Genomic DNA, 23,675 nt, shown 5'->3' with positions numbered 1-23,675 from the left:
CTCCACGTACGGCCGCGGCGTAGGCTGTAACTGGTCATTCCAGCGGACGTGCTGCGCACGCCGCTGGATTCGGGTATCGGGGATCAGATCGGAGAACACCGTGACCGCCGATGAAAGAAGTATTCGAGCTCTTGTCGAACGGTGGCACAGCGCTACTGCTGAGGGAGACGTGGATACGGTCCTGACCCTCATGTCAGAGGACGTTGAGTTCCTCGTACCCGGGCGAGATCCCATGAGAGGCCGGGCCGCCTTCGCGGCGGGGCTTCGCACTTTGCTCAAGACACATCGGATTGACTCCAGCGGCGACGTCCAGGAGGTTCAGGTATCAGGCGATTTGGCCTTTGCCTTGACTCGGCTCGAGGTGCGCGTCATTCCGCTTGGCGCTGGCCAGGAGAATGCTCGTTCCGGTTTTGCCCTGTCCGTGTTTCGTAAGCAGGTCGACGGTGCTTGGCTGTTGATTCGCGATGCCAATTTGCTGCCATCTCCGGCTTGATGCCCGACAGTTCATTCAAGCCGAAGCCCCTTCGCAGCTCGGTTTGGATTCCCCCGACTATCAGGTCAAGTGGACTGCTGCGATATTCGCACGGTAACCTGATGCTTCGTGTGGCAGCGGCCACTTGCCTCGAGCGTTGGGCAACACACGGTCATGCAGTATCGCGACGGGACAACAGCCGCGCTTGGAGACGTAGTCTCGGTGCCGATACCTGGCGGGACGGCCGAGGCGCGCATCGTGATGCTCGGGGATACCTATGACAGCCTTGACATCGATCCCCAGTTCTTGTCGTGGGTAACTCGGGAGCGAAAGCTGGAGAACGGCTCCGTGGTCGTTAGTGGCTCGGCCCGAATCCGCTCGCACATCATGATCCTGCATGCGCGCCGGTCGGCAACTATTTGTTCACTCCACTGGACGAATGGGTCGCTCGTGTCGCCTAACCATGTATTCAAGCCGATCGTCGTATTGACACCGCGTCTGACCCAACCGCTGCCGCCTGGCGGCCGCTCTACGCGGCGCTAGGCGTCGCCGATTGCCATGACGGAGCAGCCCTGGATATACGTGGCGTGGTTCCGGGACTCGCGTGCTTCACCGGATGATGAAGACCGCGAGTGGGTAGCTGTCATTCGTATCCTCGCCACCTCTGCCGAGCAAGCACGGCAGTGGGGCGACCACTTGGCCGTAAAGAGAGCTGCCGCAACAGGCAGCGATCGCTTCATTTGGTCAGAGGTTCACGCACCATCCGATCCGCGCTACCGCGGCAAACCGGATTGGACATCGACTCCGCTCGTGCCCTATGGAGTCGAAGCATCCAATGAGCACATCGGCTGGTAGGCTCGCAGCGCGCTGGGTACGTTGCGGTCAAGGTCGGTGTCTCGCCGACGTTTTAGCCAAGCGGCCGCCGCCGGAGTTGCGCCGTGAACTGACCGTTTCGCGCGCCACAGGGTGGCCCCTGTCGCCAGCGCTTTCCGTGGAACAGGGCAGCCCCCACGGAATCAGCCATGATACTCCTGCTGCGAACTGCCTTGATCCTGTCGCTGGCGAGTGCGTCGGCGGGCGCGACCACGATCGCGGTCACGACGACGCTGGACCAGTTCGGCGAGGACGCCACCAAGTGTTCGCTGCGCGAGGCGATCCAGGCAGCGAACACGAATGCGGCATTCGGTGGTTGCCCGGCAGGTTCGGCGTCGGATCTCATCACGCTCGGCGGCAACACCAACCCCAGCCACTACGAGATCACGCGGGCGGGGCGGTTGGAGGACGACAACGCGACCGGCGACTTCGACCTCGATTCCACCGGTGCGATCGCGATCGCCGGCACCACGACGCGCAAGGCAGTCATTGAAGGCGGCGGGTTGGACCGGATCTTCGATCTCGCCTGCCGTTCCGACATGAACGTGATCCTGCTCAACCTCACCATTCGCGACGGCGACACCGGCAATGACGCCGCCGGTGGTGGTGCCTTGCGCGCCTGCGCGCACCAGACCCTGATTACCAAGGTGCACTTCACCAACAACACCGCCACACGCGGCGGCGCACTCGCAATGCCGGCATTCGCCGGCAACGTCACCATCACGCAGAGCGCGTTCACGCGCAATCGCTCGTTCGAAGGCGAGGCATCGGCGATCCGCCACCTCGGCAACACCGCGCTGCTGTCACTGACCAATGTGACGCTCAGCGAGAACGTTGCTGCCGGCGACGGTGCGCTGTGGACCAGTGGCGACGTCACGATGAAGAACGTCACCGTGGCCTACAACACGGCCAACCAGTACGGCGGAATCAACGCGATCGATGGCGCCGTCACCTACGACAACTCGATTTTCGCCGACAACGCGGCGCGCACGCCGAACAGCGGCCAGGACCTGCACTGCGGATCATCGATGTCGGTGGTCAGCAACGGCTACAACCTGTACGGGCGCAGGAACTGCACGGTGGCGACGCCGCGCGCGAGCGACATCACGGGTGACCCGCTGTTCGGCACGCTTGCCGACGCGGGCGGTTCGCTGCCGGTGCACGTGCTGTTGCCGGGCAGCCCGGCGACGAATTCGGGTGCGCCGGTTCCGAACGACGGCAGCCTCGGCCATTGTCCGTCGATCGACCAGCGTGGCGTGCAGCGCCTGCAATGCGATCGCGGCGCATTCGAAGGGCGCACGACGTTTGCGGTCGATTCGACCGCCGATGCGGTCGACGCCAATCCCGGCAACGGCGTCTGCCAGAGTACGCTCGGCGGCTGCAGCTTGCGTGCGGCGCTGATGGAAGCGGCGACGCAGGACACCCCCGTGCTGATCACCTTGCCCGCCGGCATGTTCGACGTGAACATCCCGGGAGACGACGAGGATCTGGCTGCCACCGGTGACCTCGACATCCGCGCACTCGAGGGCGAAGGCCGCATCCTGATCGGGCAGGGTCCCGACAAGACGATCATCCGCGGCCATGGGCTGGACCGCGTGTTCGATCACGAAGGACCGAGCAACACGATCGCGTCGATCGGCCTGTTCGGCATGCGCATCGAGGGCGGCGACACCACCCATCCCGGTGAGGAAAGCAGCGTTTGGGACGGTGGCGGGGCGCGCTTCGAATTCCCGCGCTCGCTGACGATCGACCGCGTATGGTTCGACAGCAACAGCAGCGGCAACTACGGCGGTGGCCTCGCCGTCCTGCAGGGTTCGGGTTCGGGCCCGGCACGCATCACGCGCAGTGCGTTCACCCGCAATCATGCAGCCAGGTACGGCGGCGGGATCGAAGTCGGCCAGACCACCAACCTCTCTCTCAGCACCAGCATCATCGCCGACAATACGGCCGATTTCAGCGGCGGTGGTTTCTCGGCATCGCTGACCGGCCTGATGGAGCTGTCGTATCTTACGATCACCGGCAATCGCGCCGGTCGCGCAGCCGGGGGCATGCTGCTCGACGGCGGCGAAATCATCACCGGGTTGCTTGTCGCCGGCAATCACGACGGCGAGAACTTCGACTCGCCCGATTGCGAAGCGATCCACGAGGGCGCGATCTCGGCCGGCTACAACCTGGTCGGCGATGCGGGCGACGGATCGTGCCTGATGACCGGCGATCTCGAAGGCAACCAGATCGGCGTCGATCCGCAACTGTCGCAGGTGAGCCTGCTTGGTGGCGCGGAGATGCCGTTCGCGGCGCCGGGGAAATTCAGCCCGGCACGCGGCGCGGTTCCCGCCGATCGCTGCGCGCACGGCCTCGGCCTGCTCGAGCAGCTCGATCAGCTCGGCAACGCGCGGCCGGTGAACGCGCATTGCACGATCGGCGCGATGGAGGCGTCATCGGACCTCATCTTCGCGAATGACTTTTCGGTGGGCTATTTCGGGGAGTGACCGGGCGCCGGCCCGCGTGCGCGGCCGATCTTCAGCCCTGATCGCGCAACGATTCGGTCTCGAAACTGTCGTCGAAGATGTGGTTCGGTGCGCCGAATTCGAAGGCGCCGATATCGGTCGCGGCGCCGACGGTGCGTTCGAATTCGGTGCAGCCGCCGGTCGGAGGGCATTCGTAGCCGCGCCCGTCTTCGTAGAGATTGCGCGGATTGTCGCCCGCGTCGATCGCGGGGCTGCCCGGCAGCAGCGCCATCGTCAGCACGCCTCCGCCGTTGTCCTGCAGGGGACCCAGCATCGGCTCCTGGCTGAGCGTGCCGGGCGGAAGCGCCAGCGTCGATGCAATCACCAGATTATGGTCGCCGCTGATGGCAGCGCCCGCATGGCCGCCGATATCGGCGGCGTTGAGCCCGCCGCCGGTCGTATTGCCCGCGATGATCGTGCTGTGCAACTGGGCATTCCCCGCTGCGAGATAAAGCCCCGCGCCGAAATCGAAATAGGCGCTGTTGCCGACGATCGTGCTGTTGTCGATCCTGATCTTGTAGTGCGTGAGGATGCCACCGCCCGCGCCGTCGGCACTGTTGCCGGAGACGGTGCTGTTGGTGAAGCTGGAGTTGTAGAACGATGCAGTGCCGATGAATGCAGCGCCGCCGGCATCGGCTTTGTTGCCCGACATCGTGCAACTGTCGATGCGCATTCCCTCCCTGCCGTAGGCCCCGCCGCCGCGCGCATAGTGGCTGCCGTCGCCGGACGTGGTATTGCCGCTGATCGTGCTCTGGTGCGCGGTGATCACGTACTGCGCATGCACGCCGCCTCCGTCCGCATTGGCGGCCGCCGCATGCGCGCGGTTGTCGACGACCTGGCTCGAGATCACGAACGCGACGCCGATGGAATGGATCGCGCCGCCGAGTGCCGGCGTCGAACCGGTGGTCGAGACTTCGCAGCCGCTCACGCGCGAGTCCGACAGCGCGACATCACCGTCCGAAAGGATGCAGCCGCCACCGGTGTCGTTGCTGGAAAATCCGTTCCTGACCACGAGATCGCGCAGGCCGATGCGTGTGCCCCGATGGATGATCGCGCGGCTGGCGTGGTTGGCGTCGATGATCAGCACGCCTCCGGCGGGACCCTTGAGCGTGACGTAGCCGGCATTGTTGGCCGAAACGAGCGCGCCATTGGCGAGCGTGATCGTGCTGCAGTTGAGCTGGCCCAGATCGATCGTCAGGCCGTCGAACGAATTCGCGTACGCATCGCGCAGGCTGCCCGGGCCGAGGTCGCTGCAGTTCTGCACGACGACCGTGGGGCCGCCGCGAGTGGTGCCTGCGCTGGACAGGTCGACCGGCCGGGACGTGGCCGACCCCGGTCGCTGGAGCTGGCCGCGGACCACGGATTCGTTCGCATGGGCGATGGACGCGTCTGCAAGCCCGCAGGCGAGGAAAGCCGATGCAATGGCATGTGCAAGGCTGCGCACGCGCGTCGCGTGGGAAAAGGCGGCATGGTGCATGGATCGCGATCCGGATCAGGGGGGACGCGATCGAAAAACGACGGAGCGGGCCGGACTTGGACATCGTCCGCTCCATCGTTTCGACTTGTCGCCCGTGGCCGCTGCGCCGGGAACGAATGGCGAGGAGGGTCAGACCTCGAGCGAGGCCAGGTCGCCCTTCGTCTCCAGCCACTCCTTGCGGTCGCCGGCACGCTTCTTCGACAGCAGCATGTCCATGAGCTTCGAGGTGCCGTCGTCCGCTTCGATGGTCAGCTGCACGAGACGGCGCGTATCGGGATGGATCGTCGATTCGCGCAACTGCGACGGGTTCATCTCGCCGAGGCCCTTGAAGCGCGTGGTGCTGACCGCGCCGCGGATCTTCTCGCGCTCGATCTTCTCGAGCATCGCGTCGCGCTCGGATTCGTCGAGGCAGTAGAACACCTGCTTGCCGACATCGACGCGGAACAGCGGCGGCATCGCGACGAACACATGGCCTTCGCGCACCAGTTTCGGGAAGTGCCTGAGGAACAGCGCCGACAGCAGGGTCGCGATATGCAGGCCGTCGGAATCGGCGTCGGCGAGGATGATGACCTTGCCGTAGCGCAGTCCGGAGATGTCGTCCTTGCCGGGATCGCAGCCGATCGCGACCGCGAGGTCGTGCACTTCCTGCGACGACAGCACCTGGCCGGACTCGACTTCCCAGGTGTTGAGGATCTTGCCGCGCAGTGGAAGGATCGCCTGGAAGTCCTTGTCGCGCGCCTGCCGCGCGGAGCCGCCGGCGGAGTCGCCCTCGACGAGGAACAGTTCGGTGCGCGAGAGGTCGCTCGATGCGCAGTCGGCGAGCTTGCCGGGCAGGGCGGGACCCTGGGTGATCTTCTTGCGCACGATCTGCTTCTCGGCCTTGAGCCGCAGCGTGGCGCGTTCGATCGCGAGCTGCGCGATCTTCTCGCCGATGTCGACATGCTGGTTGAGATAGAGCGAGAAGCCGTCGTGTACCGCGTTCTCGACGAAACCGGCGGCATCGCGCGAGGACAGGCGCTCCTTGGTCTGGCCGGAAAACTGCGGGTCGCTCATCTTCAGCGACAGCACGAAGCACAGGCGATCCCATACGTCTTCGGGCGCGAGCTTGATCCCGCGCGGCAGCAGGTTCCTGAATTCGCAGAACTCGCGCAGCGCGTTGGTGAGCCCGGAGCGCAGGCCGTTCGCATGCGTCCCTCCCTGCGCGGTCGGGATCAGGTTGACGTAACTTTCCTGGGTGAGGTCGCCTTCCGGCAGCCACGCGACCGCGAACTCGACGGCGCCGTTGTCCCGCTGCACGTGGTTGACGTAGAGATCGGCGGGCAGGTACTCGACCGCGCCGAGCATCGAGCGCAGGTAGTCGCGCAGGCCGTCCTCGTAGTGCCATTCGACCTTCTCGCCGCTCGCCTCGTCGGTAAGGCGCACGGTGAGGCCCGCGCACAGCACGGCCTTTGCGCGCAGCACGTGCTTCAGGCGCGGCAGCGAGATCTTCGGTGAATCGAAATACTTCGGATCGGGCCAGAAGCGCACGGTCGTGCCGGTCTGCTTCTTCGGCACCGTGCCGGTCACGCTGAGGTTGCTGGCGCGGTCGCCGTCCTTGAAGTTCATCCGGTGGATCTGGCCGTCGCGGCGGATCGTCACTTCGAGCCGTTGCGACAGCGCATTGACGACCGACACGCCGACGCCGTGCAGGCCGCCCGAGAACTGGTAGTTGCGGTTGGAGAACTTGCCGCCCGCATGCAGGCGCGTGAGGATCAGCTCGACGCCGGGAATGCCTTCCTCGGGATGGATGTCGACCGGCATGCCGCGGCCGTCGTCGGTCACTTCGACCGAACCGTCCGCGTGCATGATGACGTCGATCGCCTTCGCGTGGCCGGCGAGCGCCTCGTCGACCGAGTTGTCGATGACTTCCTGCGCGAGATGGTTCGGCCGCGACGTGTCCGTGTACATGCCGGGCCGGCGCTTGACCGGATCCAGGCCGGAGAGGACTTCGATGTCTGCGGCGTTGTAGCGACTGCTCATTGAGTGGCGCGACTCGGGTGCGACGAGGGGCGTGCAGGATGGGCATTCGCTCGGGGCGGGTCAATACCGCTGCGACGCACGCCGCCTGGCGCGGCGCCGGACGGTCGCCATCGCCCGGGCGTTCGGCGTTGTGCGCCGCCGTGCCTTGGCCCGCAGGTGGCCGTCGCGATGGCTTCCGCCGGTTCACCCTGATTGGCGCTGCGCTGCTACGCTGCGTCGTTCCGAACGGGAGTCGACGATGCCGACGAAAGCCGGGAATGGTCGCCACGGCGCGAAACGCGCGATCGAGCTGCACGCGCACGGCGGCTACGAACGCCTGCTGCGCGCGGCGCAGGCGCTCGATGCGATACGCGTCGCGGTCGCGCATCCGTGCAACGCCGAGGCGCTGCAGGCTGCGATCGACGCACGCGACGAGGATCTCATCGTGCCGGTGCTGGTCGGCCCGGCGGCCCGAATCGCTGTGGTCGCGCGCGAGATCGGCGTCGTACTCGACGGCATCGAAGTCGTCGATACCGAGCACAGCCATGCGGCGGCCGCGGCTGCCGTACGGCTCGCGCGCGAAGGCAAGGTCGACGCGATCATGAAGGGCAGCCTGCACACCGACGAACTGCTGCGCGCCGTGCTCGATCGCGAATGCGGACTGCGCACCGAACGACGCGTTTCGCACGCGTTCCTGATGGACGTTCCGAAGTATCCGCGACCCCTGCTGATCACCGATGCAGCGGTCAACATCGCGCCGAAGCTCGCCGACAAGGCCGACATACTGCAGAACGCGATCGACCTCATGAACCGACTCGGCTACGAGGCGCCGCGCGTCGCGATCCTGTCCGCGGTCGAAACCGTAAATCCCGCGATCGGCTCGACCATCGAGGCGGCCGCGCTGTGCAAGATGGTCGACCGTGGCCAGATCACGGGCGGCATCGTCGACGGCCCGCTGGCATTCGACAATGCGGTCAACGTCGAGGCGGCACGGATCAAGGGCATCGTGTCGCCGGTCGCGGGGCGTGCCGATGTCCTTGTGGTGCCGGACCTCGAGTCCGGCAACATGCTGTACAAGCAGCTCGTCTACCTCGCCGGCGCGGACGCCGCAGGCGTCGTGCTCGGCGCGCGTGTGCCGGTCATCCTGACCAGCCGCTCCGACAGCTTGCGCATCCGCCTCGCGTCGTGTGCGCTCGCAGTCGTGCTGGCGTCGCCTCCGCGCGCTCGCGCAAGCTGAGGGCTCGTGCGATGGCGGACGATGCGATCCTCGTCATCAATGCGGGCTCGTCGAGCCTGAAGTTCGCCCTGTTCGATCGATCCGCCGAGCCTGCGCGCATCGCCGGTGGCAAGGTCGAACGGATCGGGCGCGGCGCATGCCTGCGTGCGTCGCGCGCCGGCGAGGCTGCGACGGAAATCCCGCTCGCGCCGGATGCGGCGCAGGTTGAAGCACTGGATGCCGCGCTGGCCTGGCTCGACGCGAATGCGAACGGTGCGAAGCCCGGGGTCGTCGGCCATCGTGTCGTGCACGGCGGCATGGACTTCATCGCTCCGGCGCGTATCGACGATGACGTGCTCGAGCGCCTTGGACGGCTCGACCCACTCGCGCCGCTGCACCAGCCGTACAACCTTGCCGCGATCCGACGCCTGCGCGAGCGGCATCCAGGGCTGGCGCAGGTCGCATGCTTCGACACTGCGTTCCATGCGCACTGGCCGGACCGGGCCCGCCGCTTCGCGCTGCCGCGCGCGCTGCACGACGCCGGCGTGCGGCGCTACGGTTTCCACGGCCTTTCCTACGAGTACCTGTCCGGCGAAGTCGCGCGCATCGCGCCCGCGGCACGACGCTGCGTGTTTGCGCACCTCGGCAGCGGCGCGAGCGTGTGCGCGGTCCGCGACGGCATCTCGCTCGACTGCTCGCTCGGTTTCACCGCGCTCGACGGCTTGCCGATGGGTACGCGATGCGGTCCGCTCGATCCCGGCGTTCCTTTCCACCTGCTGCGCACGACCGCCATGGATGCGGCCGCGATCGAGCGGATGCTGTACCACGACAGCGGCCTTGCCGGCGTTTCCGGGATCGGCGCCGACATGCGCGATCTGCTCGCCAGCGCCGCGCCGGCGTCACGCGAGGCGGTCGACCTGTTCGTCTACCACTGTGCGCGCCAGGTCGCGTCGATGGCGGTCGCCCTGGGTGGCCTCGACACCCTCGTCTTCGCCGGCGGCATCGGCGAGAACGCGGCGCCGGTGCGCGCGGCGATCTGCGCACTGCTGGCTCTGCTCGGCGTGCGCCTGGACGCAAGCGCCAACGCACGCGGCGACGCCGAGATCGGAGCCGCGGACGGCGCCGTGCGCGTGCTGGTGGTTCCGACCGACGAGGAGATCGTGATCGCGCGCGCATGCAACGGGATCCGCGCAAGCGGGCGCGACAACGGCAGCGAACCGGGAACACCCGAAGTCGACAGCTGATACCGGTCGCATCGGGCGTTGGCCGCGCAGCGGCAGCTTCGTACGCGATGCGAATCGAATCCTTCGGGAGGCGAACGAAGGCAGGGCCGCGATCTGCCGCGCAACACAGTGGGACCTGCATTGCCGACCAGGTTCCGCGCCGCGCGCGACAGCCGTGCGCCGCGCGCGCAACCTGCCTTCCTGTAATCGCTCGCAGCAGGCCTCGTATTCCTGACTGGTGCCGACGCCACGCTGGCCCAGCGGATGCGGCGGCTGTTGATCGCAGGCGTGGCAGCTGGAGGGAGAGCGGACATGGCTACGTGGAATCGAAGGCAATACCCGCGCTGGAAGCGCGCGCAGCGGGGATGGCTGGTGCGCCTCGCGTTGGCCGCGCTGGTCATCGTGCTCGGCGCAGGCAGCCGCTTGCATGCGCAGGAGCTGATGCCGAAGGCGTCACTGGAGGACATGGTCGCGGAGTCGGAATGGGTCGTCGTTGCCGATCTCGCCGCCCAGCAGTCGCGGCGCAATGCGCGCGGCAACCTGATCGTCACCGACTATCGCTTTCATGCGGTCGACGTCCTGCTCGGCTTGCCCGACAGCGACTTCGTGCTGACCCAGGGCGGCGGCACGCTGGCGGGCGAGACGCAGGCGATCAGCGACGCGCCGCGCTTCGATGTGGGCAGCCGCTATCTGTTGTTCGTGCGTCCGGCGCGCGGCGAGCTGTTCCCGCCGTTCGTCGGCGGCGCGCAGGGCGTGTACCGCCTCGACCCGGACGGCTCGGCCGTTTCGCTCGGCGTGGATTCATCTCGCAGCGAACGCACGCAGTTGTTCGAGCGCGTGCACGAACTGCTCAGCGCACGCGGCAGTGCGCCGCCGCGCGCACCCGCGCGCAGCACGGTGCCGCCAGGAAGCTATCCGGCCAAGAGCTATCTGCCGATCGCGTTGACGCCACCGCAGGACCGTGCGGCGACGCGAATGCCGGGCGTGGAGGAGGCGCTCGAAGGACCGGCGCCGAGCGGGCAGGCGACAAACGCCGTGGCGGCCGCTGCAGGGACGCCGCAGCCGCACGGTGGCGAGGTCATCGACTATCACTACGAGCACCGCATCGCGCCACCGGCGGTCATCAACAATTTCCCCGACAGTTTTGCGCCGTGGTCGCCGGAGGACGAATACCAGATGTCGCGCTGGAACCGCTACGGTGGCGGCGTGTTCAACGTGTACGTGACGCCGACCGGCACCTGGGCCTGGAACAACGACCGTTTCGACCTCGCCGGCTGGCCGGATGACGCGACCATGACCGCGCAGTTCGGCGAACCGTGGGGAGCGACCACGCTCGGCATCACCTATTCGCGCTGGTTCGGTACCGGCCCGATCGTCGAGGCCGACCTCGCGCTCAATCCCGCCTACTGCTGGACGCTCGACGAGCGCGCCGCAACGAACAGCGCTGACGGCTGCTGGGGCTTCCGCCAGACGATGACGCACGAGCTCGGCCACATGTGGGGCCTGCAGCATCCGTGGGAAACGCAGGACGTGTGGTGGGACTCGGTCATGAACTACTCGCCGAAGGAATATCGCCTGCCGCTGCTGTTCGCCGACGATACCAATGCGGTGCGCGCGGCCTTCGGCGGGCCGGCCATCCACGACGCGCTGCTTAGCCTCTACACAACCGGCGACAACAGCGGTTCGATGCATGCGAGCTACAGCGCTACGCAACCATGGAGCGTGTGGGTGCACCACGGCGACAACCTGGCCGCATCGATCACTGGCGCGTTCAAGATCGAGAACCTCGGCAGCGACGACGTCGTCGCTCCGAGCGTCGAGTTCTATCTAGCCCAGCAACGCATGAGCTGGAGTGCGTACGCGTTCCTCGGCAGCGCCGCGTACGCGACCGTGCCGGTGTACACGACCTGGTACAACGGACTGCCGTATTTGCCGATTCCGTCGACGATGCCGACCGGCGACTACTGGTTCGCCGCCTACCTGCGCGATGACGTGGATGCGGACAACGGCAGCAACAGCGCGTGGGCCGACGAGGGATCCAAGGTGCACGTCGACAACGTGCCGCAGCTGCTGGTGCCATTGACCCCATGGCAAACCACGTCGGCGGGTTACATCGGCCCGGCAGGCGACTGGACATTCACGTTCGTTGGCGAGGCGACGAGAACCTACCAGTTTTCCTTCTGCGGCGAGGCCGGCGGCGGTAGCGATTTCGACACGACGATTGCGATCGAAGACGGCGCCACGCAACTCGCCTACGACGACGACAGCTGCGGCCTGCGGTCGCGTCTTGAATGGACCGCTCCGTACACGGGAACGTTCACGCTGCGCGTCGGCAGTTTCAGTTCCGCGTACCAGGGCACGTTCTGGCTCGACTACCGCGTCAGCGACGTGATCTTCCGCAACGGCTTCGACGGCTGATGTTGCGGCTCATCCGTTCGCGTTGAGCGCGGCGAGCGGCAGCGGGCGGAGTCGAAACGCCGGGCGCCCGCGTTCGACTCCGCGCCTTCGGCGCTGCGCTCAGGGTCAACGGAGAAGAATCCGTTCGCGTTGAGCGCAGCGAGCGGCAGCGGGCGAAGTCGAAACGCCCGGGCTGCACATCGCGCTAGACTGCGCATTGATGGTCAACGACGCGACCCCTGCGAAACCCTCGCGCGCCCTGCTGTGGCTGGTCGCGCTCGGCGTGTTCATGCAGATGCTCGACTCGACCATCGTCAACACCGCGTTGCCGGCGATGGCCGCGAGTCTCGGCGAAAGCCCGCTGCGCATGCAGTCGGTGGTGATCGCCTACTCGCTGACGATGGCAATGCTGATCCCGGCTTCGGGCTGGCTGGCCGACCGATTCGGCACGCGCCGCGTGTTCTTCGTCGCAATCGTGCTGTTCACGCTCGGCTCGCTGCTGTGTGCGAGCGCACACAGCCTCATGCAACTGGCCGCAGCGCGCGTGGTGCAGGGCATAGGCGGCGCGATGCTGCTGCCGGTGGGGCGCCTCGCGGTGCTGCGTTCGGTGCCGCGCAAGGAATTCCTCGCGGCGATGAGTTTCGTCACGGTCCCGGGCATGATCGGTCCGCTGATCGGCCCCACGCTCGGCGGCTGGCTGGTCGAGGCGATCTCGTGGCACTGGATCTTCCTGATCAACCTGCCGGTCGGCATCGTCGCGGCGCTGGCGACCCTGCGCTACATGCCGGATGCGCGCGGCGAAGTGTCGCGCTTCGATGCCGGCGGGTACCTGCTGCTGTCGTTCAGCATGTTCGCGATCTCCCTCTCCCTCGACGGCCTGACCGAACTCGGCAGCGCACGCGCGGGCATGCTCGTGCTGCTGATCTTCGGCCTCGCGAGTTTCGTCGCGTACTGGCTGCACGCGACGCGCGTGGACAAGCCGCTGTTCCCGCTCGCGCTGTTCGCGGTGCACAGCTACCGCGTCGGTGTGCTCGGCAACCTGTTCGCGCGCCTCGGCAGCGGCAGCATGCCGTTCCTGATCCCGTTGCTGCTGCAGGTCGGTCTCGGCCACACGCCGATGCAGGCCGGCATGATGATGATCCCGGTCGCGCTCGCCGGCATGGCGTCGAAGCGGATGATCGTGCCGATCGTGAAGCGCTTCGGCTACCGGCGCGTGCTGCTCGTCAACACGCTGCTGGTCGGCGCCGCGATGGCGAGCTTCGCGCTGATCGGACCGCAGCAGCCGGCGTGGCTGCGCATCGCGCAGCTCGCCGCGTTCGGCACGGTCAATTCGCTGCAGTTCACCGCGATGAACACGGTCACGCTGCGCGATCTCGACGGCGAGCTCGCGAGCGGCGGCAACAGCCTGCTGTCGATGGTCATGATGCTGTCGATGAGCCTCGGTGTCGCGACCGCGAGCGGGCTGCTCGCGGCCTTCACCGGTCTGTTCGGTTCGGAACGCGGCGCCGCCACGTTGCCGGCGTTCCATGCGACCTTCGTCTGCGTCGGCCTGATCACCGCGGTGTCGTCGTGGATCTTCTGGCAGCTCGAGGCCAAGCGGCGTTTCCCGGTCGCGGCGCCGGTCGATCCGATGTAGGGCGCGCCGGTCAGTCGGCGACGCGACTCTGTAGGAGCGGCGGAAGCCGCGATGCTTGTTGCGAGGTCGGGTAGAGCATCGCGGCTTCCGCCGCTCCCACAAGGTTGGTGGCTCCCACAAGGCCGGTAGGTCCCACCAGGCGGGGGTCCCACCAAGACCTTGCTCCCACGACGTCGCACTATTGTCAGAGCGCTGTTTCAATTCCGCTCGCGAAGATGCGGTCGAACTCGTACGCGCCGAGATCGTAGCGGCCGAGGTCGTTCGCGCCGGGGCCTTCGATACCGCGCGGCGTACCGTCGAGATCCGGATCCTCGACTGGCGCGTGCGTGTCGTCGCAGTAGTCGATCGCACGGTTGCCCGCGACGAGACGGTAGTCGCCGCGCGCGCGGTCCTGGAACAGGATCGGGCCGATGTCGCTGCGCCCCATGCCGCCTTCGAGCGTGCCGCTGTCCTTCATGACGCAGTCGGCCGCGAACGTCGCCGCAGCGCCGTTGGTGCCGAAGATCATCGGCTTGCCGGAGACGAGCGTCGAATCCATCGAGACGGTCGTGCGCGAATTGCCCGGCACGCCGTCGCCGAACAGCAGCAGCGGTCGGCCGTCGTTGTCGGCGAACGTCGCGTACTGGAAGCGCGCGGTGCCGGCGCTCATGCCGATCGTGTCGCACTGCGGTTGCGAGGCGTCGCAATGGTTCTGCACGACCAGCAGGCCGAGGCCGCGCAACATCGACGCCTCATCGGCGATCGACAGCGCGGAGCCGCGCGCCGCGGTATTGGCGCGCACGATCGAGCGTGAAAGGTGGGCGGTGCCGCCGTTGCGCACCGCGACGCCGCCGCCGCGCATGGCCTGGTTGCCGGACACGCGCAGGCATTCGAGCGAAGGCGCGCAGTGGCGGAACGGCCCCATCGGGAAGCTCGCAAGCTGCGCATAGCCACCCGTGCTCGCGAATACGCCGCCGCCTTCGACGGCCTGGTTGTCGCGGATCACCGTATCGTCGGCTAGCAGCATGCCGTTCTGACCGGTCACGAACACGCCGCCGCCGTTGCCGGCGGCATTGTTCCGTGCGATGAGGAAGCCGGTTATCGGTGTGGTCTGGTCGTCGATGTCGCTGCCGACGTTGACCTGACCGCTCGCAATCGCCAGGCCGCCACCGGATTGGGCCAGGTTGTCGTGGATGCTGACGGCCTGCGGACGGATGTTGGCGGTGCCCATTTCGACGTACAGCCCGCCGCCGGTGAATGTCGCCTCGTTGTCGTGGATGTCGACGTTGCGTTCGAGCACAAGACGCGCACCGGCTCCGAACACGCCGATGCCGCCGCCGAAGATCGCGCGGTTGTTGTGGAGCGCGACATCGGCAACGTGCACGCGCGAGTTGCCTTCGACCGCGAGGCCACCGAAGCTGCCGATGTCGCCGCCGATGCCGCCGCCGCTGATGTCGAGGTGTTCGAGGCGCACGTCGACGCCTTCGGCAGTCGGGCCGAACGCACTGACGGTGGCCCAACTGCCGCTGCCTTCGAGGTGGGTGGCGCCGACCGGCTGGGTATCGCCGCAGGCGGTGTGGCCCCCGACCAGGTTCACCGACACATGGATGTCGAGCGCGAGGCCTGCATAGGCCTGGTCGTTGGCGAGGCGGATCGTGTCGACTTCCGGGGTTCCGGCCGCCAGCGCGAGCGCTTCGTCGATCGTGTGCGCCGTGCAACTGGCGTCGGCGCCGACGCTGATTTCGGCGGCGCGCAGGGGCAGGGCGGCGCTCACGGCGAATACGCCCGCAAGCAGGAAGAAGAATCGCATGGGAAAGGCTCCGTCGTGACCGTCGGGTCGGTCGTTGCCGATCAGAACGGGATGGCGCGGCACTTCCTATCAGGCGACGGAGGTCGGATTCGCTTCCGGGGGCCGAGCGATCCGTGCAGACGAGCGGAGACCCGGGTTCGGGCCGCATCGAGCCGCAGTTTGCCCATCGACGCCGGCCTGCGGCCGCGCGCCCGGGGCCAGCGGATCCCGGATGGCGCGCATGGAACGCCCGCACGAGATGCGCGCACCTGCCGGACCCACTAGAATACGGGTTTCCGGCAGAAGTATTTCGCCCATGACCCCCCTCATTTTCGTGACCGGCGGCGTGGTGTCCTCGCTTGGCAAGGGCATCGCCGCCGCGTCGCTGGCTGCCATCCTCGAAGCGCGTGGCCTGCGCGTGACGATGATGAAGCTGGACCCCTATATCAACGTCGACCCGGGCACCATGAGCCCGTTCCAGCACGGCGAGGTCTACGTCACCGACGATGGTGCCGAGACCGACCTCGACCTCGGCCATTACGAGCGCTTCGTGCGCACGCGCCTGACCGGCAAGAACTCGATCACCACCGGCAAGATCTACGAGAGCGTGATCGCGAAGGAGCGCCGCGGCGACTACCTCGGCGCGACCGTGCAGGTGATCCCGCACATCACCGACGAGATCAAGCATCGCATCTACGAGGCGACCCAGGGCTACGACGTCGCGCTGGTCGAGATCGGCGGCACCGTCGGCGACATCGAGTCGCTGCCGTTCCTCGAGGCGATCCGCCAGATCCGCATCGAGCACGGCGCCGAGCAGGCGATCTTCATGCATCTCACGCTGGTGCCGTACATCAAGGCCGCCGGCGAGATCAAGACCAAGCCGACCCAGCACTCGGTCAAGGAACTGCGATCGATCGGCATCCAGCCCGACGTGCTGCTGTGTCGCTGCGAGCAGCCGCTGCCGCAGAGCGAGCGGCGCAAGATCGCATTGTTCACCAACGTGCCCGAGAAGGCGGTCATCAGCGCGACCGATGTCGACGTCATCTACGCGTTGCCGATGTGGCTGCACAGCCAGGGCCTCGACGAGATCGTCATCGACAAGCTGCGCCTCAATGCGAACCCTGCGGACCTTTCGGCGTGGGAGCGCACGGTCGAGGCGATGGAGCATCCGCAGGGCGAGGTCACGATCGCGATCGTCGGCAAGTACGTCGAGCACAAGGACGCGTACAAGTCGCTCGGCGAGGCGCTGCGGCACGGCGGGATCAAGCAGAAGACGCGCGTGAACCTGCGCTGGGTCGAGTCGGAGGAGATCGAGCGCAAGGGCGCCGAGCTGCTCAAGGACGCCGACGGCATCCTCGTGCCCGGCGGCTTCGGCAAGCGCGGCTTCGAGGGCAAGATCGCCGCGGCGCGCTACGCGCGCGAAAACAAGATCCCGTACTTCGGCATCTGCTACGGCATGCATGCGGCGGTGGTCGATTTTGCGCGCAACATCGCCGGCCTCGCCGGTGCGAATTCGAGCGAGAACGATCGCAACTGCGCCGATCCGGTGATCGCGCTGATCACCGAATGGACGACCAGCGCCGGCGATGTCGAGAAGCGCGACGAGAGTTCCGACAAGGGCGGCACGATGCGCCTCGGCGCGCAGGAATGCCGCCTCAAGGCCGGCACGCTCTCGCGCGAGATGTACGGCCAGGACGTCGTGCGCGAGCGCCATCGCCATCGCTACGAGTTCAACAACCGCTACCGCCAGCCGTTCGAGGACCTCGGCCTGATCATTGCCGGCAAGTCGATGGACGACCTGCTGGTGGAAATGATCGAACTGCCGAACCACCCCTGGTTCGTCGCCTGCCAGGCGCACCCGGAATTCACGTCGACGCCACGCGACGGCCATCCGCTGTTCATCGGCTTCGTGCGCGCCGCGCGCGAGCAGAAGGCGATGCGCGAAGCGCCGCGGCTCGCCGCCGCGGATGCGAAGGAGGCAGTCGCATGACGCCTCGCTCCTGCGGTTGTAGGAGCGGCGGAAGCCGCGATGCGTTTCCCGCGGAAAAGCGGCCCGGCATCGCGGCTTCCGCCGCTCCCACGGGAGCGCCCCGTCGATGAAGCTGTGTGGTTTCGAAGTCGGCCTCGACAAACCTCTGTTTCTTATCGCCGGCCCGTGCGTCATCGAGTCAATGCAGTTGCAGCTCGACACTGCGGGCACGCTCAAGGAAATCACCGGCAAGCTCGGCATCCCTTTCATCTTCAAGTCGAGCTTCGACAAGGCGAACCGCACCTCCGGCACGAGTTTCCGCGGTCCCGGGCTCGAGGAAGGCCTCAAGGTTCTGGCCGAAGTGAAGCGCCAGATCGGCGTGCCGGTGCTCACGGACGTGCATGAGTACACGCCGATGGACGAAGTCGCTTCAGTCGTCGACGTGCTGCAGACGCCGGCATTCCTGTGCCGGCAGACCGACTTCATCCAGAAGGTCGCGAGCGCGGGCAGGCCGGTCAACATCAAGAAGGGCCAGTTCCTGTCGCCGTGGGAGATGAAGCACGTCTCCGCGAAGGCGAAGGCGACCGGCAACGAGCAGATCATGGTGTGCGAGCGCGGCGCCAGCTTCGGCTACAACAACCTCGTTTCCGACATGCGCTCCCTGAGCGTGATGCGCGACACCGGCTGCCCCGTGGTGTTCGACGCGACGCATTCGGTGCAGTTGCCCGGCGGTGCCGACGGTAAATCCGGCGGCCAGCGCGAGTTCGTGCCGGTGTTGTCGCGCGCCGCGGTTGCAGTCGGCATCGCGGGCATCTTCATGGAAACGCATCCGGACCCGGACAAGGCGCTCAGCGACGGCCCGAATGCGTGGCCGCTCGGCAAGATGGAAGCGCTGCTCGAAACGCTGGTCGAGCTTGATCGCATCGGCAAGCGCAACGGTTTCCTCGAATCGGTCTGACGAAAGCGCATGCCATCCAGCGGTCGCCTCCTCGCCTTCGTGCTGATCGCCTCCGCGGTTCTTGCGACCGCGCCGGCGCGTGCATGCCGCCACAAGGAGTTGACGCCGGACCAAGCGCTGGCGGCACACGACTACGTTTTCCTGGCGCACGTCGATGAACTGCTGCCTGCCACGCCTTTGCGCTACGAATCTCGCGAACGCACAGCGACGATCGAGCGCGCCTACGCTCGATCCGGCGGGTTCCTTTTCGACCAAGACGAATGGACCGACTTCCCTTCCATTACAGCGCTCGGCGATGACGCGAGCGCGTTCGCGCGCGTCTCGGTGGCGCGCGTAATGAAAGGCGATATCGGTGCATCGGCCCTGGTCCTCAACGACGTTCCGAGATGCATGTTCGGCACCCGTTTTGCGCTCGGTTCGAACTACCTCGTTTTCGCCGACAAGAGCCCGAGCGGAGGCTATCTGCGCGCGGCGAGATACACCAAGGAGCTTTCGGGCTTCGGCAAATCTGTCGCCGGGCTGGGCCATCCTCCAGCAGGCATCGCGCCGGACGAACCTTGAGTCGTTCCACATCAACATCCCGTTTCCGGAGTTCAACAGTGAGCCGAATCGACCATATCCACGCCCGTGAAATCCTCGACTCCCGCGGCAACCCCACGCTCGAAGCCGAAGTCACGCTCGCCGACGGCTCGTTCGGTCGCGCGATGGTGCCGAGCGGCGCCTCGACCGGTTCGCGCGAAGCGGTCGAGCTGCGCGACGGCGACAAGAAGCGCTATCTCGGCAAGGGCGTGAAGCATGCGGTCGCGAACGTCAACACGACGATCGCAACGGCGCTCAAGGGTTTCGATGCGGCCGACCAGCGCGGCCTCGACGACAAGCTCGTTGCGCTCGACGGATCGCCGAACAAGGGCCGGCTCGGCGCGAATGCGCTGCTCGGTGTTTCGCTTGCGAACGCGCATGCGGTCGCGGCGTCGAGGAAGCTGCCGCTGTGGAAACATCTCGCGGGTGACCGCGCGGCGCGCCTGCCGGTGCCAATGATGAACATCATCAATGGCGGTGCGCACGCGGACAACAACGTCGACATGCAGGAATTCATGATCCTGCCGGTCGGCCTGCCGAGTTTCGCCGAAGGCCTGCGCGCGGGCACCGAGATCTTCCACGCGCTGAAGTCGGTGCTGAAGGGCCGCGGCCTCGCAACCGCAGTCGGCGACGAAGGCGGCTTCGCGCCGGACCTCAAGTCCAACGAAGAGGCGATCGAAACGATCCTCGCCGCGGTCGACAAGGCCGGCTACCGGATCGGCTCGGAGATCTACCTCGGGCTCGACGTCGCGAGTTCCGAGTTCTACAAGGACGGCGCCTACCACCTCGAAGGCGAGGGCAAGGTGCTGAGCCCCGAGCAGCTGATCGAGTTCTACGCCGGCTGGTGCGCGAAGTACCCGATCGTCACGATCGAGGACGGCATGGCCGAAGGCGACTGGGCCGGCTGGAAGAAGCTGACCGACAGGCTCGGCAAGACCGTGCAGCTGGTCGGTGACGACCTGTTCGTGACCAACACCTCGATCTTCAGGGAAGGCATCGACAAGCACATCGCGAACGCGATCCTCATCAAGGTCAACCAGATCGGCACGCTGACCGAAACGCTCGATGCGATCGCGATGGCCGACGCTGCGAAGTACGCCTCGATCATCTCGCATCGTTCTGGCGAGACCGAGGACACCACGATCGCCGACCTTTCGGTCGCGACGACGGCAACGCAGATCAAGACGGGTTCGCTGTGTCGCTCGGACCGCGTGGCCAAGTACAACCAGTTGCTGCGCATCGAGGAAGCGCTCGGCTCCGCCGCGCGTTACGCCGGCAAGGATGCGTTCCCGAACCTGCCGAACTTCGGACGCTGAGGTCGCGAACGCGTGTTGCGCTGGGTCGCCCTGGTCCTGATCATCATCCTGATCGCCCTGCAGGTGCGCCTGTGGACGGGCCAGGGCGGTTTGCGCGACGTATGGCGCCTGCAGCAGCGCGTTGCGCAGCAGAAGGCCGAAAACGCGCAGCTCAAGAAGCGCAACGAGACACTGTCGGCCGAAGTCGAGGACCTCAAGCACGGCGAGGAAGCGATCGAGGAGCGCGCACGCTCCGAACTAGGCCTGCTCAAGCCGGGCGAGACGTTTTACCAGGTCGTCGAGCCGGGTGCGGCGACGCCCGGCAAGGATGCTCAAGGGAAATAGGAAGCGCTCGCCGCCAACGCCTCCAGGTCGTCATCCCGGCGAAAGCCGGGATGGCGGTATTCACCGTTCGCCGATCTGCGCCACAACCAAGGCAGTCAACCCATTCCGATGCAGCAAAACGACACGCGGGCAGGCCTGTGGTGCGTTGTTCCCGCCGCGGGGCGCGGCGTGCGCTTCGGTGCCGAGCTTCCCAAGCAGTACGTGCAGCTGGCGGGTCGGCCGCTGCTCGCATGGACGTTGCAGCGCCTCGCGGAATGCCGCGATATCGCCGGGCTGATGGTGGTGCTCGCCGAGCACGACGCGCATTGGCCGGGCATCGAGTCGATCGGCGGAAAGCCGGTGCTGACCACGATCGGTGCGGCCGAACGCAGCGGATCCGTGCTCGCCGGCTTGCGTGCGTTGCCGGATGCGGTTGCGCCGAACGACTACGTGCTCGTGCACGACGCCGCTCGACCGTGCGTGCGCGTCGACGACATCGCGCGTCTGGTGGCGGAAGGGTGCGCGGCCGGCGGTGGCCTGCTCGCGGCGCCGGTGCGCGACACCCTCAAGCGCGCGGATGAGGGCTTGCGCGTCGCCGCGACCGAGCCGCGCGAGGCGTGCTGGCGCGCGTTGACGCCGCAGTTGTTCCGCCGCGGCGAACTCACGGCCGCGCTCGAGCACGCGGCGGCGCTCGGCATCGCGATCACCGACGAGGCGATGGCGATGGAGCGCATGGGACACCGCCCCCTTCTTGTCGAGGGTGCGGACAGCAACATCAAGGTCACGACGCCGGCGGATCTTGCGCTCGCTGAATACCTTTTGTCGAAAGCCGATCGCTGAGCGGAAGGTGGTTTCAGTTTCCCGTTCCCCGCTTTTCCCCTCCCGCGCTTGCAGGAGAGGGTTCGGGTGGGGGCAGGGCGGTATGAGGCGCGCTGCGTGTTTCCCCCAGCCGCCGCACTGCGCGCGTCGACCTCTCCCGCAAGCGGGAGAGGTGAAGATCCGCCAATCGCCGTATCCTTGCATTCCAGCTCCGACCCTGAAGACCATGCGCATCGGCCAAGGCATCGACGTCCACGCATTCGGACCCGGCGACCACGTCACGCTCGCCGGCGTGCGAATCGCGCACGCGCAGGGTCTGGTGGCGCATTCCGACGGCGACGTGGTGATCCACGCGCTGTGCGATGCGCTGCTCGGCGCTCTCGCGCTCGGCGACATCGGTCATCATTTTCCGCCGAGCGATCCGCGCTGGAAGGATGTCGACAGCCGGCATTTCCTTCTGCGCTGCATGGCATTCGCGATCGAGCGCGGCTACACGCTCGCCAATGCGGACATCACGGTCGTGTGCGAACTGCCGAAACTCGCGCCGCACGTCGAGGCGATGCGTTACAACCTCGCGGCGGATCTCGGTTGCCCGGTCGGCGACGTCAGCGTGAAGGCGACCACCAGCGAGCGGCTCGGCTTCGCCGGGCGTGGCGAAGGCATCGCCGCGTTCGCGATCGTGCTGCTGAACAAGCAGCCGGCGCGCTCGGCCGTGATGGCGCCGGACGAACCGGACCTGAAGACGCTCGTGCGCCGGCTCGAACGGGATCCGCTCGCGTGAGCGATGTCCTGCCGTACGCGCACGGCGGTCCGCCGGCGACGGGTTTGTTGCGTGCCGAAATGGACGACTTCCGGGTCGATGAAGTGCTCGGTTTCGAACCGACCGGTTCCGGCGAACACGCGTTCCTGACGATCGAGAAAAGGGGCGCGAACACCGAATGGGTCGCGCGACAGCTCGCGCGCGCCGCCGGCGTCGCACCGGTCGCGGTCGGATTCGCCGGCCTCAAGGACCGTCATGCGGTCACGCGCCAGGTGTTCACCGTGCAGCTCGCCGGACGCCTCGATCCCGACTGGTCGGCTTTGGACATCCCCGGTGTCGAGGTGGTTTCGGCGACGCGGCACAACCGCAAGCTCAAGCGCGGCGCGCACCGCGGCAACCGCTTTCGCATCCGCCTGCGCGATGTACGCGGGGACACCGCGGCGATCGAGCGACGCCTCGACGCGATCGGCGCGCGCGGCGTGCCGAACTATTTCGGCGAACAGCGCTTCGGCCGCGACGGCGGCAATGTCGCACTGGCCGAGGCCCTGTTCGAGGGCCGGCGTCTGCCGCGCGAACAACGCGGCATCGCATTGTCGGCAGCCCGCTCCGAGTTGTTCAACCGCGTGCTCGCGCGACGTGTCCTCGACGGCACCTGGGACCGCGAGCTCGACGGCGAGGTGTGGATGCTCGACGGCACCCACGCGATCTTCGGCCCGCAGCCCCATGACGACGCGCTGGCGCAGCGCCTGGCCGTGTTTGACATCCATCCGACCGGCCCATCCTGGGGCGCCGGGGAGTTGCGTTCGAGCGGTGCCGTGCGCGAACTCGAGCTTGCCGTGATCGAACCGCATGCGTTGCTCGCGCGCGGCCTCGAACGCGAAGGACTGTCCCAGGAACGCCGCGCGCTGCGCCTGGTCGCGCGGGATTTCAGTCATTCCTGGGAATCGCCCGACCGCCTGGTGGTCGAATTCGGGCTCGGCGCCGGCAGTTTCGCGACCACCTTGTTGCGGGAATTGTGCGACTGGCATGCCGCCGTGGCGTGATGCGCCGAAACGGGCGGATTGCACGACAGGACACATGCTCCGTGACCGCGACAGGCCTATAGTCCGGGTCGCAGGCTGCGCAAGCGCGCGTGGCGCTGCTGGAGCGGAGGTTGTCATGAGATCGCTTGCGATGGGAATGGCAGTGCTGCTTTGCCTCGGCCTGTCGGCCTGTGCCGGCACCACGGGGAGCACGCGCGGCAGTGCCGCCGGCAACAACATCGACTACGGCAAGGTGCTCGCGGTCAACCAGTGGGCGGTGCGACGCCACGCGACCGTCGTCTGGATCCAGTATCCGCAGGCGCGCGAGAAACGCAAAGACGGCTGACGCTGCCTTCGAGCAGGCACCGGCGCGCCCGGCCTC

Annotated in this window: 17 protein-coding genes and 1 pseudogene; 15 read left to right on the top strand and 3 right to left on the bottom strand. The window is 67.0% G+C overall.

Annotated elements, in window-relative coordinates:
* Positions 1-100 precede the first annotated feature (100 nt).
* Together ACILRJ_RS07700 and ACILRJ_RS07695 are read left to right on the top strand one after the other, a co-directional pair.
* Positions 101-493, top strand: coding sequence for a YybH family protein (locus ACILRJ_RS07700; protein WP_395682006.1), 393 nt, complete (start codon positions 101-103; stop codon positions 491-493).
* A 1,001-nt stretch (positions 494-1,494) separates the two neighbouring features.
* Positions 1,495-3,834, top strand: a complete 2,340-nt coding sequence (locus ACILRJ_RS07695; protein ID WP_395682004.1) for a choice-of-anchor Q domain-containing protein — start codon at positions 1,495-1,497, stop codon at positions 3,832-3,834.
* 31 nt (positions 3,835-3,865) lie between these two features.
* Here ACILRJ_RS07695 and ACILRJ_RS07690 read toward each other — a convergent pair whose 3' ends face one another.
* Positions 3,866-5,329, bottom strand: a complete 1,464-nt coding sequence (locus tag ACILRJ_RS07690; RefSeq protein ID WP_395682002.1) for a choice-of-anchor Q domain-containing protein — start codon at positions 5,327-5,329, stop codon at positions 3,866-3,868.
* Positions 5,330-5,458: 129 nt separating this feature from the next.
* Positions 5,459-7,348 carry a DNA topoisomerase IV subunit B gene (parE, locus tag ACILRJ_RS07685; RefSeq protein WP_395682000.1) on the bottom strand — a complete coding sequence of 630 codons (1,890 nt, stop codon included), beginning with the start codon at positions 7,346-7,348 and terminating at the stop codon, positions 5,459-5,461.
* A 238-nt stretch (positions 7,349-7,586) separates the two neighbouring features.
* On the opposite strand from parE, the gene ACILRJ_RS07680 reads away from it, so the two are divergent.
* The 4 genes from ACILRJ_RS07680 to mdtD all read left to right on the top strand — a co-directional run bounded on the left by ACILRJ_RS07680 (position 7,587) and on the right by mdtD (position 13,799).
* Positions 7,587-8,564, top strand: coding sequence for a bifunctional enoyl-CoA hydratase/phosphate acetyltransferase (locus ACILRJ_RS07680; RefSeq protein ID WP_395681998.1), 978 nt, complete (start codon positions 7,587-7,589; stop codon positions 8,562-8,564).
* An 11-nt stretch (positions 8,565-8,575) separates the two neighbouring features.
* Positions 8,576-9,787: an acetate/propionate family kinase gene (locus tag ACILRJ_RS07675; RefSeq protein WP_395681996.1), complete on the top strand. Its 1,212-nt coding sequence runs from the start codon at positions 8,576-8,578 to the stop codon at positions 9,785-9,787.
* Between the two features lie 291 nt (positions 9,788-10,078).
* Complete coding sequence (locus ACILRJ_RS07670) at positions 10,079-12,184, top strand: hypothetical protein (RefSeq protein ID WP_395681994.1); 2,106 nt, start codon at positions 10,079-10,081, stop codon at positions 12,182-12,184.
* A gap of 199 nt (positions 12,185-12,383) precedes the next feature.
* Positions 12,384-13,799 carry a multidrug transporter subunit MdtD gene (gene mdtD / locus ACILRJ_RS07665; protein WP_395681992.1) on the top strand — a complete coding sequence of 472 codons (1,416 nt, stop codon included), beginning with the start codon at positions 12,384-12,386 and terminating at the stop codon, positions 13,797-13,799.
* A 184-nt stretch (positions 13,800-13,983) separates the two neighbouring features.
* Here the strand turns inward: mdtD and ACILRJ_RS07660 are convergent, their stop codons facing one another.
* Complete coding sequence (locus ACILRJ_RS07660) at positions 13,984-15,588, bottom strand: hypothetical protein (RefSeq protein WP_395681990.1); 1,605 nt, start codon at positions 15,586-15,588, stop codon at positions 13,984-13,986.
* Positions 15,589-15,883: 295 nt separating this feature from the next.
* Between ACILRJ_RS07660 and ACILRJ_RS07655 the strand changes: the two genes are divergently transcribed.
* From ACILRJ_RS07655 to ACILRJ_RS07615, 9 genes and pseudogenes are all read left to right on the top strand, one after another.
* Positions 15,884-17,557 carry a CTP synthase gene (locus tag ACILRJ_RS07655; RefSeq protein WP_395681988.1) on the top strand — a complete coding sequence of 558 codons (1,674 nt, stop codon included), beginning with the start codon at positions 15,884-15,886 and terminating at the stop codon, positions 17,555-17,557.
* A 106-nt stretch (positions 17,558-17,663) separates the two neighbouring features.
* The gene (gene kdsA / locus ACILRJ_RS07650; RefSeq protein ID WP_395681986.1) at positions 17,664-18,494 is read left to right on the top strand and encodes a 3-deoxy-8-phosphooctulonate synthase; all 831 of its coding nucleotides are present in this window, start codon (positions 17,664-17,666) and stop codon (positions 18,492-18,494) included.
* Positions 18,495-18,533: 39 nt separating this feature from the next.
* Positions 18,534-19,055, top strand: a complete 522-nt coding sequence (locus ACILRJ_RS07645) for a hypothetical protein (protein ID WP_395681984.1) — start codon at positions 18,534-18,536, stop codon at positions 19,053-19,055.
* A 38-nt stretch (positions 19,056-19,093) separates the two neighbouring features.
* Positions 19,094-20,389 carry a phosphopyruvate hydratase gene (gene eno / locus ACILRJ_RS07640; protein WP_395681982.1) on the top strand — a complete coding sequence of 432 codons (1,296 nt, stop codon included), beginning with the start codon at positions 19,094-19,096 and terminating at the stop codon, positions 20,387-20,389.
* A 12-nt stretch (positions 20,390-20,401) separates the two neighbouring features.
* On the top strand, positions 20,402-20,713 hold the full coding sequence (ftsB, locus tag ACILRJ_RS07635) for a cell division protein FtsB (RefSeq protein ID WP_395681980.1): 312 nt from the start codon (positions 20,402-20,404) through the stop codon (positions 20,711-20,713).
* Between the two features lie 108 nt (positions 20,714-20,821).
* Positions 20,822-21,532: a 2-C-methyl-D-erythritol 4-phosphate cytidylyltransferase gene (gene ispD / locus ACILRJ_RS07630; RefSeq protein ID WP_395681978.1), complete on the top strand. Its 711-nt coding sequence runs from the start codon at positions 20,822-20,824 to the stop codon at positions 21,530-21,532.
* A 205-nt stretch (positions 21,533-21,737) separates the two neighbouring features.
* Positions 21,738-22,205, top strand: a pseudogene (gene ispF / locus ACILRJ_RS07625) (2-C-methyl-D-erythritol 2,4-cyclodiphosphate synthase); the annotation flags it as partial.
* 83 nt (positions 22,206-22,288) lie between these two features.
* Entirely contained in the window at positions 22,289-23,314 is a 1,026-nt protein-coding gene (gene truD / locus ACILRJ_RS07620; protein WP_395681976.1) for a tRNA pseudouridine(13) synthase TruD, read from the top strand.
* Positions 23,315-23,429: 115 nt separating this feature from the next.
* Complete coding sequence (locus ACILRJ_RS07615) at positions 23,430-23,639, top strand: hypothetical protein (protein ID WP_395681974.1); 210 nt, start codon at positions 23,430-23,432, stop codon at positions 23,637-23,639.
* Positions 23,640-23,675 lie beyond the last annotated feature (36 nt).

It is taken from the genome of Dokdonella sp. (genome assembly GCF_044227025.1).
GTDB lineage: Bacteria > Pseudomonadota > Gammaproteobacteria > Xanthomonadales > Rhodanobacteraceae > Dokdonella_A.
The sequence above is the reverse complement of the archived record's forward strand: the minus strand, read 5'-3'. Positions and strand labels throughout refer to the sequence as shown.

Coding starts and splice junctions, on each gene's coding strand:
- ACILRJ_RS07655 (WP_395681988.1), top strand. CDS start 15,884: ATGACCCCCCTCATTTTCGTGACCGGCGGCGTGGTGTCCTCGCTTGGC.
- kdsA (WP_395681986.1), top strand. CDS start 17,664: ATGAAGCTGTGTGGTTTCGAAGTCGGCCTCGACAAACCTCTGTTTCTT.
- ACILRJ_RS07690 (WP_395682002.1), bottom strand. CDS start 5,329: ATGCACCATGCCGCCTTTTCCCACGCGACGCGCGTGCGCAGCCTTGCA.
- mdtD (WP_395681992.1), top strand. CDS start 12,384: ATGGTCAACGACGCGACCCCTGCGAAACCCTCGCGCGCCCTGCTGTGG.
- ACILRJ_RS07670 (WP_395681994.1), top strand. CDS start 10,079: ATGGCTACGTGGAATCGAAGGCAATACCCGCGCTGGAAGCGCGCGCAG.
- ACILRJ_RS07675 (WP_395681996.1), top strand. CDS start 8,576: ATGGCGGACGATGCGATCCTCGTCATCAATGCGGGCTCGTCGAGCCTG.
- ACILRJ_RS07660 (WP_395681990.1), bottom strand. CDS start 15,588: ATGCGATTCTTCTTCCTGCTTGCGGGCGTATTCGCCGTGAGCGCCGCC.
- ACILRJ_RS07695 (WP_395682004.1), top strand. CDS start 1,495: ATGATACTCCTGCTGCGAACTGCCTTGATCCTGTCGCTGGCGAGTGCG.
- parE (WP_395682000.1), bottom strand. CDS start 7,348: ATGAGCAGTCGCTACAACGCCGCAGACATCGAAGTCCTCTCCGGCCTG.
- ACILRJ_RS07680 (WP_395681998.1), top strand. CDS start 7,587: ATGCCGACGAAAGCCGGGAATGGTCGCCACGGCGCGAAACGCGCGATC.
- ACILRJ_RS07615 (WP_395681974.1), top strand. CDS start 23,430: ATGAGATCGCTTGCGATGGGAATGGCAGTGCTGCTTTGCCTCGGCCTG.
- ispD (WP_395681978.1), top strand. CDS start 20,822: ATGCAGCAAAACGACACGCGGGCAGGCCTGTGGTGCGTTGTTCCCGCC.